The sequence below is a fragment of the Chitinophaga sp. genome, from assembly GCF_039596155.1.
Lineage (GTDB): Bacteria > Bacteroidota > Bacteroidia > Chitinophagales > Chitinophagaceae > Chitinophaga.
This window is the reverse complement of sequence record NZ_JBCNKF010000001.1, coordinates 1-13359: the sequence shown is the minus strand read 5'-3', so window position 1 is coordinate 13359 and position 13359 is coordinate 1. Positions and strand designations below refer to the sequence as shown.

Sequence of the window (13359 nt, the reverse complement as noted above, 5' to 3'; positions counted from 1 at the left end):
CCTGCATTTACCGGTAAAAAATTTATCAGTTAGTCCTGCTTTTTTCTTCTGTATTGGTTTCGTGTTGTTTCTTCACTTTCCCCTTTTTCCCGAGCCTGTAAGCCATCGATAACTGCACCGTGCGATTGCCCGGATAACTGTCATACACCTGCTGCATACCGTTGGTCCAGCTGTGAATGACTACCTTATTGGTTTTCAAGATGTCTGTTGCCTGTACTCCCAGGGTCAACCGCTTTTGGAACAGCATCACTCTCGTGCCTATGTCCAGGCTATAGTAAGCTCCCACCCTGTCTACGCCGTCAACTTCCGGAAACTGGTACCAGCAGCTGATATTTGCCTGCCACGTGCCCTGCTTGTTACACTGGATGGTGTTGTCCGTTGACAGATAGGCACTCCATCCGCTGATCCGATCTTGTGTGTTCGGATCGGAGGAAACGGTGAGGTTGTGATATACCTGCACCTGATTATAACTTTCCAGCCAGTTTGCCAACGTCAGGTTCACGGATTCAATCACGCCATAGTTATATCCCTTCAGGAAATTGCGCTGTATGATAGCAGTGATCTTCGTAGCCGGGTCTGGTATCCCGATCTGATCAAAGCCATTACTGAGGATGTTCAGGTATATCTGCGACGATAACCAGTCTTTGTAGTCATACCTTACCTCAAAATTACTGCTGTAAGCAGGCTGCAGAAACGGATTACCTTCGGAATAGGTAAAAGGGCTCGCATACCACCGGAAAGGATTCAGTCTTGCATATCCCGGCCGATTGATCCGGCGGCCGTAAGAGAATGCATATACATGCTCCTCACTATGTTTGTACAACATGTATAAGGTGGGAAACAATTTGAAATAACTGTTATTGTTAGTCTGCCCGTAGGTTTGCGAGAAGCCCCTCGTTTGTGTAAACTCCCCGCGCAGGCCTGCCTGCCATTCGAACTTCTTCCAGTGCTTATTGGCACTGATATACAAGGCCTGTGTTCTTTCTGAATAATCAAAGCCATTACTTCTTGACGAATCATAATAAGCCTTTCCAGCCGATAAATTGTAATAACCTGTGTTATTATCGTTCTGTATGAAGGTGAGCTTACCTCCGAAAGACATGTCTATCCACTTGTTGGGCAATTGTACATCCAGTTGTCCTGTGTAGACATGTATCTTCTGTCCCGCCTGGCTGTTCGCCAACGCTGAATCACCGGTTTTTCCGCCATGGGGGAAAAAATTATAGCTTTCGAATGTCTGGTCCTGCGTTTTATCGTAATAAAAGTAGTCTACTGCCGCGGTCATCTTCTTTCCCGTCGAATCAAACTTATGCTCGAAATACATATTGACACTGTGGCTTTGTTTGTTTGCCGGCGTGTTGTTTTTTGTTTGTATCAACGAGTCCGGTTGTAAGCCTTTCAGCGCAAAGATCTCTGTTGATGTTTCAGATCTGGTATCGCCCTTCCCCTGGGTTGTTGTGTATTTCACGCCCAGCAGCTGCCTGTTATTCAGCTCATAATCGACACCCAGGGAGCCACTGAACTGACGGGTAGTTGAACTGCTCTCTCCCTTGTTGATCCATGTCGCCGATGGATAATATATCTCACTCCCATTCACTCCATAATTCATCTGCCTGCCTGCGGTAGCGGTAGCCATGACAGACAACTTACCCTGCAGATAATTGAGTGTTCCGCCGCCATCATAAGAAGGAAACACGGCCTGTTTGTACGAACCCTGTATACTTCCACTCACACCGGCAGTCCTGTTTTTCTTCGTGATGATGTTGATAAGGCCTGTGTTTCCGGCTGCATCAAACTGTGCGGGAGGATTCGTAATCACCTCAATCTTTGATAAATCACTTGCCGGCATCGTCTTCAGCATGTTGAGCAGATCTGCTGCGGATATCTGCATCAGCCGATTGTTGATCATCACCTGCACACTGCCTTTTCCGATCATATCGATGCTGTTATCACCACTTACTCTTACACCCGGCGCTTTTCTCAGTGCATCCAATGCATTACTACCAGTAACGGATACACTATTTTCCACATTAAACACAACCCTGTCTATTTTCCGCTCTACCAGCGGTTTCCGGCTGGTAATGGTAACACCTTCCAGCTTCCTCCCCTTATCCTGCGACAACGTGATGCGAAGCGTTTCTGCTATTGCCATGATGCTGTTGATGAACAATGTGGTGTCCTTATATGCCAGGTGTGATACTTTCAGGAAGTATTTATTTTCCATCAGGTCTGTAAATCTAAAACTCCCATCTGCATTGCTGATGGCTGTTTTTACCAGCATGCTGTCCGTCTGCCTGTACAGCAACAGCGTGGCATCCGCAACAGATTGTCCTGCGCCATCCGTCAATCGCACGATAAAAATGTGGTCTCCTCCCTTCTTTTGCTCAACAGCGGCTTGTTGCGCTGATACATTCTCCGATAGGATAAACAACAGACATATTAATATTGGTCGTGTCAACATTTACAGCATGGCATTTTCAATGATTCATAATGACCGTCCCGTTCAATACACAGACAATAGCGCGCAGCAAACCCCGACCAGGGACAAACGTCCGTTGACAGCAACTCACAGGGCATATATCACCAGTATTGTGATGACGAAAAAGACTGCACACCGGCACTCACGAGTGCTTCATGGCAAAAGGAATGTTCGTTAAAACATGGGCTAATGAATTAAAGGAAAAAGGTTCATTTTGAAAAACGGGTTTATTTTGAGAAAACGGGTTTACATCAGCAGTCTAAAAATAAATTTTATGATATCAGTTATACTATCAGTCGCAGTTCTTAATAGTGCACCAAAAAAAGAAACTTTTTTCACATCCGGCTAACAGGTAAAATACAGGTTATCAAAACTCAAAAACGTATGCTATTGCCTGTTTGCAAAGCGGAACCACAGTATTTAATAGTTGACCTTAAGTTGACGTTGCAGTATATATAGCGTCTGTCTATAAAGTCTGCGACTATAATAGAACCTCCTATTTAGTATTCCGATTTATTTGTATTTCTTGGGTTTATCTGATCATTAAATTTCTTCATTCCTATAGGAAGCGGTTTAGGGCATTAAAATCATCAAAAAGTACTGTTTTAGATGCTTTCAGGGCATAGTAAGCTCTATAGACCTACTGTTTTATCGCTTTTCTCACAATAGCTTTGTTATAATCCAGCCAATACGGCGGTGGTCATCCCCCTGATATTGTAAGCAAACACACTCCATAATATTTTTTATTAAAATGTCCTTCTCCCTTCCAGTTGCACCTCGATAAATTGTAGCCGCGCTTTAAATTTGAAATAACACTTTCGATTCCACTTCGCCATTTCTTCAATCGTGTTTCCATATTCTGTGAGCTCACAATGTTTTTCAAGCTACCTACTATCTTATTAAATACAATGTTAACAATTCCTTTGCCTTGTGCATAGTCCGCATTCTCTTTGGAGGCATAGCCACCATCGGTAACACTGTCCCGTAGAACTATCTGGTAAGCTTCAATTATTTTATTTATAGTTTTTTGATACAGCGTACAATCCAATGGATTACCGTTCAACACCTCACAACTCAATATCAGATTGCTATTGCAACTTGTCAGGTTTATCTTGTGACCGAACTTAATTTGTCTTTGGCTTTTTACTATAATGTCGGTATGCTGCTCATAAATGGAAAATATCTTCTCTTCATTAGAGACCTATTCTCCGTTTATTTGTTTGCGCCAGGTGAAATCATACACTTGTTCCATCAAAGGCAGCAGCTTTTTCAATTCTAATATTACAGTCAATGCCTTCCTGCTACAACCGGACTTTTTTTTGACCACGTTGGTCACCTGATTAATACATTTTGTAAATGTGATTAAATACTTGTTAAACAGATCCACCCGTTTATCCCCGCTCTTTGTATTGTTAATTTTGAAAAATGTCTTTTTGGTATTTTTTGTATAATCGCGCCAATCTAGTTTTTAACTTCCTCAGATAATTGCGTGAGTAGCCGATGACTTTCTTTAATACAATCCCATACTAATGAGTTGTTAGTTGGATAATGTATATTGGTTTCAACAACGGTACTATCCTGACGTAGTTACGCGACATCCTCCAGTCCTTCCCCGATCGCAATCTTGTACAATGCTACCAGTAATTGTTGCAAACTCTCTTCACTTATCTTTGAAATATATTTCTGGAATACGTGAAAGCTAAGTGGATGGCGGTCATCAGGCTTTACAAACTGCTAGCAGATGCGTGAGTCGATCTGAACAAATTCAAGTTCACGGTATTTTATCTCCTTATAAATCGCTGCACGCACTATCTGTTCTACGCTGGGCATATCCTGACGTCCAAATTCACTTTGCTTACTACCTTACAATACATCAGCTGCTAATATTTTAATCAACTCAGGATGCTGTTCTAAAATAGTATCCAATAGGCAAATTCTGGATTTCTGGCCCAATTAGGCTTCTCAAACTTCAAGCGTAGCGATTCAAATAGCTTCATTTTTCATATCGCCCCAAACAGCAAAATAATGCTACTGTAAATTGATTATCAATGTTTTAATAATTTTATAGAAAGATTCTATATAGAGGTATGTATTCATGTTAACAAAATGGATTATCAAATCAATATCGGCAAACAAGGTAGTAGGATTTAATACTTCTCTCGTTGTTATTCCGAAAGTAAAATATTCTTTATAAAAAACAAAACATTTTTTACAAAATAAAAGAATCTTATTTTGATGCCCTGACAGGAAATCATGACGAACACAAAGCGCTGTCTTTTGAAAACATGGCATAATAATATCTGAACAATGAAATAGCACATCGTACCAGCAAGCATTTCAGCAGCAGATATGTATTAAGCAAGTGCGCAAACTTTAGCACAGCAATGATACCTCTATTAATAACCCATTTTATACTATCAGGAATCATGACGAGACGACTGTTGATTTTAGTTATTTGTATTTCATTTTATCATATTGTATCCGGACAGAGAATATACAGGAAGTATAGTCCTCAACAGATGAAGGAAGACATCGACACACTGGTAAAATATTTAGAAGACACCCATCCTAATCCCTACTACCGTTATCCCAAAGCGCAATTTTATCAAGATGTGCAGGCTACTAAAAACAGCTTCAGCAAAGACTTAAGCCTACTGGATTTTTATTTAAAAGCAGAACCGCTGTTAGCTAAGTTGGATGACGGTCATACAGACTTTCATATACTTCAGGACTATGATGCGGAAAACCCGGTGGTACTGCCCTACTCTTTTAAGCTCTCCCCTGCGGCCCCCTTTATTATCTGCGAAGGCCCCTATCAGACCATCGACGCTCAGTTTCCTGTTAAATCTAAAATAGTAAGCATCAATAATATCCCGGCTCAAAAAATCGTCGACGACATCATCAATTTAAATACCGGCGAAAACCGCGCATTCAGAGCTGATTTTGGCAGCAGCCGTTTTTACTTCTACCTGGAAGCGCTCTATAAAGCCAATGGAAACTATCAAATAAAATACAAAGACAAGGCAGGCGACAAAACAGTACACATAAAAGGAATGCGCCAAATAGAGCTGGACAAGCGGAAGGAAGACTCCCCTATCAAGACAAGTACAGCGCATGAAGTTAATTATTCACTCTCCATTATAGAACAAGACAAGACCGCCATCATAGCCTTCAAAAACTTTGATTGGAACGGATATACGGCCTTTGCTGATTCTGCTTTTACGGTGATCAGCCACAAAGGCATACAACATCTGATCATCAATTTAATTGATAATGCCGGGGGCGATTCAGACGTGGGCGACGATCTTTTTCAATATCTTCTGGACCAACCTTTTCGACAATACGAAAAAGTCGTCGTTAAAAACAGTCGTTTTTTAAAGCAACGGCTAAAAGCACACAGGGAAGGCAAAACCCTGGACAGTTCAGACATAGCCTTATTAGCCAAACCTGATGGCACAGTGGACACCGTTGTTTATGCTGACATTCCGCTAAAACCCAACCCGCTCAGGTTCGATGGATCAGTTTACCTGCTGGTTAACCTGCAAACGTATTCCTCTGCCGCAGATTTCGCCCAGTGTTTTAAACATTACAAACGGGGAACCATTATAGGGGAAGAAACAGGCGGACTGATTAAGAGCTATGGAGACATTGTACCGGCACGCCTGCCGCATACACAATTGGACATGACCATATCCAGTGCATTATATTATGATATCGGGGCCGGAGAAAGTGACTGGAGAGGGGTTGTACCGGATAAGACAGTACCGGCCGAAATGGCCCTGAAAGAAGCTATGAAATTAATCAGGCATAGAGAAAAACATTAAGTATTTATAGCATTACCAATTTAGCTCTCATAATGTTAAAAATAAAGGTGCAGTAGCAACCATTCCGGATAAAAGTTTGTGCATTATACTGTCCAAGTGATTTCTTCTGTTAAATCGGAAATGAAATTCATTTAAGTATGCCTGCATATGATTTTCAGAAACACGATGATGAATCCCCTCTTAACCAACCTTTAAAATTCATGATATGAGTATGTAAATGAGGAAAATTTTTGCCATTCCCAGATTCTATCTGCTCCAACCGTGGAAATATATTCTTTAGTGGAGCGTAAGCTGTCCAGCCATCCGTCACTACCCGTGATTTTTTATCAATGTGTTTTTCCTTAAATGGCTGAAATGATGTAGAGCTGTAATCCTCTATACATTGGGCATAAGCTCTGCCTGTCTTTCTATTACGGCATACTTTTTCAACTGCTATCAGGATAATTTTTCGATCTCCTTTAGCCCGACCTTGATTCCCTTCTTCCTTGCCGCCAATCACAAATTCATCTACCTCTACACGACCTTGTAATGGAAACTGTTCACTACTTTGCATGGCCTCCTGCACTTTGCGCTTAAAATACCATGCACTTGTTTGACAGAAATTATATCTTGTATTTAAAACATTCGTTATCAATAAATTAATAGGCAACTAAAATTTGAAGCGTAGGTAACCAGATTGGTGTTTTTAGTTCCTATTAATTCACGGGGGTATAATAAACAAAAAAGGCTCACAATCATTGATTATGAACCTTTTAGTAATGAAATAAAAGCTGCAAACAGATAATTTACAACGATTTGTGGAGCTGGCGGGAATCGAACCCGCGTCCAAACACATCCTCCGAAAGGCTTCTACATGCTTATTTATGCATTATTTTTTCGAGACACGGCAGGGGCATAACTAACCAACCTTGTCCTTATCCGTTGTTGTTTCAGCACTCACTCACAGAAACCATGAGTACCTATTTTACATAGTTTTGATTCGGCGGCGGCTGCAGGAGTAAACGGCCTGCGTGCGGCGGCTATAATGGGTGTCTAATCTCTGATTAGGCAGCCATGGCGTAGTTAGATTCGCCATTTAGAGTTTGGGTATTCAGATTTACGTGCTAATTATCCAACGCACGACATGCTTACACTTTCAAAGACCTATGCTGTCAAAACCGGGCAGCCCCAGGTTTGCTTTCGCAGCTTACAAAGATAAGGAACATTTGGATATAAATAAAATATCAGCATGTGATTGTGAGCGAATCAACATAATAACCAAATGATTATCATTCACTTAAGAGGTTTATTATTTGGAAAGATAAGGGAAGGGGAGTAAATTACTGGAAAAGAGAGAACCATGTCAGACTCACAATTCACAATAGTTTTGGGCGCTCTCCGGTCAATGGAGGAAAAACTTGCCTTGCGATTCCTGGCTATTAAAAACCAGATGGATAAGCTGGAACTACGCATTCAGGAAATCGAAAAAAAGATAGCCTGAAACGCACTACGAAATTCAAAAATCATCCGGCACAGACCTATCCCAAAGAAAATAATTAGCATAAAAAAAGAAGGAAGAAGCCTTTCGACCTCTTCCTTCTTTAACATTTAAATTTATACTTACTTCCCAAATATACGTCTGTACACATCCAGTCCATTCGCATACAACAGCAAGCCAAACAATATCACCATACCCACGATCTGTGCATACTCCAGGAACTTCTCACTCGGCTTACGCCCGGTCACCATCTCATAAATCAAAAACAACACATGTCCGCCATCTAACGCCGGAATCGGCAGGATATTCATAAACGCCAGGATAATAGACAATAGCGCCGTCATTTCCCAAAAGGCCATCCAATCCCATGCACCTGGAAAGAGGTTCGCGATCGTCATAAAACCACCCAGGGATTCACTTGCTTTCACCTCTTTAGATACAAAGATCAAACGCAACTGCTGAACATATCCTACCAGTGTATTAATACATTTATTAAAGCCAGCCGGAATTGCTTCAAAGAAAGTGAAGTGCTTCACAGAGAATTTGAACATTTTCTCAGGATTCACATTCAAACCTAACACGGCTTTTTCAGGAACATGAACTGTTAAGTTCACAGTATCTCCATTGCGCAAAACCTGCAGTGGCACTGTCTGATTTTTATCCTTTTCTATCTCCCGTTTGTATTCATGATAGTAATAGGCGGGCTGACCGTTCATGGTAAGAATCTGGTCACCCTTACGGATCCCGGCACTGTCTGCCGGTGTCTTAGCTACCACGGTATCTACCAGGAAAGGTATCCTTATATCTACTAGTGAGTTCTTATGTTTGATCATCTTTCCCACAACACCTTCAGGTATTGCGATATCCATCTTTTGTCCGTCGCGGGAAATCTGGATCGTTTTTGCCTCACGCAGAACGATCTGGCCAGGGATGGCCTTGAAGTTTTCTACAGGTTTGCCTTCCACTGCCAGGATCATATCTCCGTCTCTTAACCCAATTGACTGTGCCAGGGAATCAGTTGCAATACCATAGGCAGCATTGGCTGTAGGCAGGTAGGTTTCTCCCCAATGCCATAACATCATGGAATAGATCAGGAAACCTAAAATCAGGTTCACAGTCACACCACCAATCATGATGATAAGACGCTGCCATGCTTTCTTAGAGCGGAACTCCCATGCTTCCGGCGGCTTAGCCAGCTGTTCCCGGTCCATGCTCTCGTCCACCATACCGGAGATTTTTACATAACCACCCAGTGGTAACCAGCCTATACCATACTCTGTTTCACCTTTCCTGAATTTGAATAATGAAAACCAGGGGTCAAAAAAGAGATAAAATTTCTCTACGCGTGTCTTAAACAGTTTTGCAGGGATAAAGTGTCCAAGCTCATGTAATACTACCAGGATAGATAATGACAGTATTAACTGAGCGGCTTTTATCAATATTTGTGCTGTTGTCATGTATACAGTAAATATATGTTGTTTTTTCTCTATAACAGGAAGGGCAAAGATAGCCTGTATTACTGCGATATTGCAGCTATTACATGTTATAAAGTTCTTAAATTATGATAGCATTGATCATATTGTTCGCATATTCTCTTGCTGCCAGGTCACTTTCATAATAGTCATGCAGGGTAGGCTTTTCAATAAATGGCACCTTGCCCATGATTTCTTCTATTACATCTGTCATCTGCAGGAAGCCGATGCGGTTCTTCAGGAATGCATGTACTACTTCTTCATTTGCGGCATTCATGACACAGGCCGCATTTCCGCCTTTCATCATCGCCTCCATTGCGATACCCAGGTTGCGGAAAGTTTTGGTGTCGGGTTGTTCGAATGTCAGGTTAGAATAATTCCTGAAAGAGAAACGAGGGAAATCGTTCACCAGTCTTTCAGGATATCCCAGTGCAAACTGGATCGGCAGTTTCATATCAGGTAATCCCATCTGGGCTTTCATACTGCCGTCTACGAATTGAACCAGGGAGTGAATGATGGATTGCGGGTGGATTACGACTTCGATCTTATCGGGATCAATATTGAACAACCAGCGGGCTTCGATCATTTCAAGTCCTTTGTTCATCAGGGTAGCGCTATCAATGGTGATTTTCGGCCCCATGCGCCAGTTAGGATGCTGGAGGGCATGGTCTTTTTTCACATTGATAAGGAAGTTTGTTTTCTTGCCCAGGAAAGGTCCGCCTGAGGCAGTAAGGATCATCTTTTCCACTTTGGCAGAAGATTCGCCCATCATACACTGGAAGATGGCTGAATGTTCAGAATCTACAGGGATTACGGGTACGTTCCTTTTTCTGGCGGCGCCCATAACAATATCCCCCGCTACGACCAGGGTTTCCTTGTTGGCCAGCGCGATAGGGGTACCTTGTTCAATGGCAGCCAGGGTGGGTGCCAGACCGGCAAAGCCCATAATGGCAGCCAGCATCATATCGATAGAGCTCCAGGAAGCAACTTCTACCATGGCTTTAGCACCGGCAAATACCTTGATGCCTTTGTCAAAGAGCACTTCCTTTACGCTTTCATATTTGGATTCGTCCGCGATGACTACTGCGTTGGGTCTGAATTTGAGGGCCTGTTCAATGAGCAGATCAGCATTGACACCAGCGGTCAATACTTCAACACTGAACTTGTCAGGATGCGCCTCAATGACTTCCAGCGCCTGTATACCAATAGATCCTGTGGAGCCAAAAATGGCTATATTTTTCTTACTCATTGTTGCAATAATAAGGGAATTACAAGAAATGCGGACATGAGTCGTCCGACATTGATCCTGCTTTATGCCAGATAATTCATCAGCTCGTCGGCTAATGCTCTGTCGTTGCTCAATCTTGGTACCTTATTCTGGCCGCCAAGCTTGCCAACAGATTTCATGTAATCTATGAAGCCCTGCTTCTTCACGGTTCTGATCTTTAGTGGCTGCAGAATGTTGCCGGTGAGCAGGTCATCATAATAAATATTCTTTTTACGGAGCTTATCGTCCACCTTTTTTGCAAAGGCGCTGAGGTCTGCCGGCGGAGTTTCGAACTCCACAAACCATTCGTGGTAAGGCAACTCGCCAGCTGCAGGACTAACCATAGGTGCTACGGTAAACTCTGTGATCTGTATGTTATCTTCTTTCGCTACGGTCATCAGACTATGCTCTACTTCTTCTCCGATCACGTGTTCACCGAAAGCAGAGATAAAATGTTTGATACGGCCGGTTACCAGCAGGCGATATGGACTGGTAGATACGAATTTTACAGTGTCCCCGATGTTATAACCCCAGAGACCTGCATTGGTACTTACAACAAGCGCATAATTGACACCTACTTCCACATCTTTCAGAGAAAGACGGGTTGGATGTTCGTTAAAAATTTCGTTGGCAGGTATAAACTCATAGAAAATACCGGAATTGGTATTGAGCAAAAGCCCTTTGTGCTCCTGTGTATCCTGGAAGGCAAAGAAACCTTCGGATGCAGGAAAAGTCTCGATGGTATTAATAGGACGGCCTACAGATGCCATGAGTTTTGCACGATAAGGTTCGAAATTCACACCACCATATACGAGTACATTCAGATTTTTGAATAGTTCACCTACAGGTTTTCCGCTGCGCTCTATCAATCTGTCGAAATACATCTGCATCCATGGTGGAATACCAGAGATGAGCGTCATATCCTGATTGATGGTTTCATCTACTATTTTATCCAGCTTGGTTTCCCAGTCTTCGATGCAGTTTGTTTCGTAAGTGGGTAGCTGATTGGTACGCAGGTAGCGGGGTACGTGGTGGTTCACGATACCACTGAGGCGGCCATAGGGAATACCTCCCACTCTTTCCAGCACGGGAGAACCGGAAAGGAAGATGAGTTTACCATCGGCAAAATCAGTATGGCCGGTTTCTGCCATGTAGTTGAGCAGGGCATTCCTGGCAGTATCTATATGATTAGAGATAGATTCCTTGGTGATTGGAATATACTTTACGCCACTGGTCGTACCAGATGTTTTGGCAAGGTAGATCGGCAAGCCTTTCCAGAGGATGTTCTGTTTGCCTTCTTTTATTTTATTAATATAAGGCTTAAACTGTTCATAATCTCTGATAGGTACTGCCTGTCTGAAATCATTATAGGAATGGATATTGTCAAAGTGGTGGTCTTTTCCAAATTCGGTCTTCCTGCCTGTTTTAATCAACTCCTCCAGGATAGCTTCCTGGTCTTCTACCGCCCTCTGCATCTCCTTCCTGATCCTGTTGGCTACTATGGAAGCAAATGGTTTGGCAAGCAGTGATTTAAGCTTCATGCCCATTATTTTAGAATATGTGAAAGAACAAATGTATAAAATAAAAATTGTTATAAAAGGAATGGAATGAACTGTGTGCGAGCAGTTTTTTTGTGGCTGAGTAGTCTTGCAGAATAATTGGCGGATCAGCAGTGAACGTGGCTTTTAAGGTATTGTTGTGCATAGATAGTTGTGGAACTTACATATAATAACAAACTATATTAAAATAAACTACGTATCTTTGAAAATGTATGGTATTCTCCTTTAAAACGTGTGTCTCAGAGGCAAACACATTTTAAATATGGAGAAAACTTTGTCAATTTAAAAACAAATCCTACTTTTGCAGGAAATTATTTTTGGATCACTATGTTTGCAGTTGTAAAAATCGCAGGTCAGCAATTCAAAGTACAAAAAGACCAAGAAATCTTTGTACAGCAGTTGCAGGGAAATATCGGAGATAAAGTGCAGTTCTCTGAAGTGCTGTTAATAGATAATGGCGGCGCGCTGACCGTTGGTACTGATGTAAAATCAGTAGTTAAAGCAGAAATCCTGAGTCACGTTCAGGGAGATAAGGTTATTGCTTTCAAAATGAAACGTAGAAAAGGTTTCAGGAAGAAAGTTGGTCACCGTACTCACTTTACGAAGATCCGTATTTCAGAAATTGCTTAATTAATTAAAGTTTTAAAACTTACATAGAAATGGCACATAAAAAAGGTGAAGGTAGTGTAAAGAATGGCCGTGACTCCCAAAGCAAAAGGCTGGGAGTAAAAATATTTGGTGGTCAACCTGCTGTATCTGGCAACATCATCGTTCGTCAGCGCGGTACCGTTTATCATCCAGGTGCTAACGTAGGAATTGGTAGAGATTTTACCATTTTTGCGGTAGCTGATGGTGTTGTTGAGTTCAGAAAAGGACGCGAGAACAGAACCATCGTTTCTGTAAAATCATTTGACACCACTGCCCAGGCGTAAGCTTGGCGCAGTGTTTGCCATAAAGTTTTTTTTAATACCCAATTTTAATTACTAACCCAAAATTCAAAAAACAATGGCAACAATTAAAAAAGCGGCTAAAAAAGCTGCTCCTAAAAAGGCTGCTGCTAAGAAAGCAACCGCTAAGAAAGCTGCTCCTAAAAAAGCTGCTGCTAAAAAAGCAACCGCTAAGAAAGCTGCTCCTAAAAAGGCTGCTGCTAAGAAAGCTGCTCCTAAGAAAGCTGCTGCTAAAAAAGCAACCGCTAAGAAAGCTGCTCCTAAAAAAGCTGCTGCTAAAAAAGCAACCGCTAAGAAAGCTGCTCCTAAAAAGGCTGCTGCTAAGAAAGCTGCT

The 13359-nt window shown here is 42.0% G+C and carries 10 protein-coding genes, 1 other RNA gene and 1 pseudogene; 4 read left to right on the top strand and 8 right to left on the bottom strand.

The window, feature by feature from the left end; all coding sequences use genetic code 11:
- Positions 1-25: 25 nt before the first annotated feature.
- Together ABDW33_RS00060 and ABDW33_RS00055 are read right to left on the bottom strand one after the other, a co-directional pair.
- Positions 26-2461 (bottom strand): TonB-dependent receptor, encoded by a 2436-nt coding sequence (locus ABDW33_RS00060; protein ID WP_343688015.1) that lies wholly within the window; start codon positions 2459-2461, stop codon positions 26-28.
- A 692-nt stretch (positions 2462-3153) separates the two neighbouring features.
- Positions 3154-4476: pseudogene (locus ABDW33_RS00055) on the bottom strand (ISNCY family transposase).
- 522 nt (positions 4477-4998) lie between these two features.
- Here ABDW33_RS00055 and ABDW33_RS00050 point away from each other — a divergent pair.
- Positions 4999-6303 (top strand): S41 family peptidase, encoded by a 1305-nt coding sequence (locus ABDW33_RS00050; protein WP_343688014.1) that lies wholly within the window; start codon positions 4999-5001, stop codon positions 6301-6303.
- A 154-nt stretch (positions 6304-6457) separates the two neighbouring features.
- Here ABDW33_RS00050 and ABDW33_RS00045 read toward each other — a convergent pair whose 3' ends face one another.
- Both ABDW33_RS00045 and ssrA read right to left on the bottom strand, forming a co-directional pair.
- Positions 6458-6937 (bottom strand): IS1595 family transposase, encoded by a 480-nt coding sequence (locus ABDW33_RS00045; protein ID WP_343688373.1) that lies wholly within the window; start codon positions 6935-6937, stop codon positions 6458-6460.
- 161 nt (positions 6938-7098) lie between these two features.
- Positions 7099-7472: a transfer-messenger RNA gene (gene ssrA, locus ABDW33_RS00040) on the bottom strand.
- Positions 7473-7642: 170 nt separating this feature from the next.
- On the opposite strand from ssrA, the gene ABDW33_RS00035 reads away from it, so the two are divergent.
- Positions 7643-7783 carry a hypothetical protein gene (locus ABDW33_RS00035; protein WP_343688013.1) on the top strand — a complete coding sequence of 47 codons (141 nt, stop codon included), beginning with the start codon at positions 7643-7645 and terminating at the stop codon, positions 7781-7783.
- A 119-nt stretch (positions 7784-7902) separates the two neighbouring features.
- On the opposite strand, the gene rseP is transcribed toward ABDW33_RS00035, so the two are convergent.
- From rseP to ABDW33_RS00020, 3 genes are all read right to left on the bottom strand, one after another.
- Entirely contained in the window at positions 7903-9237 is a 1335-nt protein-coding gene (rseP, locus tag ABDW33_RS00030) for an RIP metalloprotease RseP (RefSeq protein WP_343688012.1), read from the bottom strand.
- Between the two features lie 97 nt (positions 9238-9334).
- Positions 9335-10501, bottom strand: coding sequence for a 1-deoxy-D-xylulose-5-phosphate reductoisomerase (locus tag ABDW33_RS00025; RefSeq protein ID WP_343688011.1), 1167 nt, complete (start codon positions 10499-10501; stop codon positions 9335-9337).
- A gap of 62 nt (positions 10502-10563) precedes the next feature.
- Positions 10564-12060: a GH3 auxin-responsive promoter family protein gene (locus tag ABDW33_RS00020; RefSeq protein WP_343688010.1), complete on the bottom strand. Its 1497-nt coding sequence runs from the start codon at positions 12058-12060 to the stop codon at positions 10564-10566.
- Between the two features lie 345 nt (positions 12061-12405).
- On the opposite strand from ABDW33_RS00020, the gene rplU reads away from it, so the two are divergent.
- The gene (rplU, locus tag ABDW33_RS00015; protein ID WP_072359712.1) at positions 12406-12708 is read left to right on the top strand and encodes a 50S ribosomal protein L21; all 303 of its coding nucleotides are present in this window, start codon (positions 12406-12408) and stop codon (positions 12706-12708) included.
- A gap of 29 nt (positions 12709-12737) precedes the next feature.
- A complete protein-coding gene (gene rpmA / locus ABDW33_RS00010; RefSeq protein WP_116851816.1) occupies positions 12738-13010 on the top strand; it encodes a 50S ribosomal protein L27 in 273 nt (90 codons plus the stop codon).
- A gap of 63 nt (positions 13011-13073) precedes the next feature.
- Here rpmA and ABDW33_RS00005 read toward each other — a convergent pair.
- Positions 13074-13359, bottom strand: a 286-nt coding sequence (locus ABDW33_RS00005) for a hypothetical protein (RefSeq protein WP_343688009.1), incomplete at its 5' end; no start/stop codon positions are given.

Excerpts from the sequence above, each read along its gene's own strand:
- ABDW33_RS00050 (WP_343688014.1), top strand. The coding sequence starts at position 4,999 with ATGAAGGAAGACATCGACACACTGGTAAAATATTTAGAAGACACCCAT.
- ABDW33_RS00020 (WP_343688010.1), bottom strand. The coding sequence starts at position 12,060 with ATGAAGCTTAAATCACTGCTTGCCAAACCATTTGCTTCCATAGTAGCC.
- rpmA (WP_116851816.1), top strand. The coding sequence starts at position 12,738 with ATGGCACATAAAAAAGGTGAAGGTAGTGTAAAGAATGGCCGTGACTCC.
- ABDW33_RS00035 (WP_343688013.1), top strand. The coding sequence starts at position 7,643 with ATGTCAGACTCACAATTCACAATAGTTTTGGGCGCTCTCCGGTCAATG.
- rplU (WP_072359712.1), top strand. The coding sequence starts at position 12,406 with ATGTTTGCAGTTGTAAAAATCGCAGGTCAGCAATTCAAAGTACAAAAA.
- ABDW33_RS00060 (WP_343688015.1), bottom strand. The coding sequence starts at position 2,461 with ATGTTGACACGACCAATATTAATATGTCTGTTGTTTATCCTATCGGAG.
- ABDW33_RS00025 (WP_343688011.1), bottom strand. The coding sequence starts at position 10,501 with ATGAGTAAGAAAAATATAGCCATTTTTGGCTCCACAGGATCTATTGGT.
- rseP (WP_343688012.1), bottom strand. The coding sequence starts at position 9,237 with ATGACAACAGCACAAATATTGATAAAAGCCGCTCAGTTAATACTGTCA.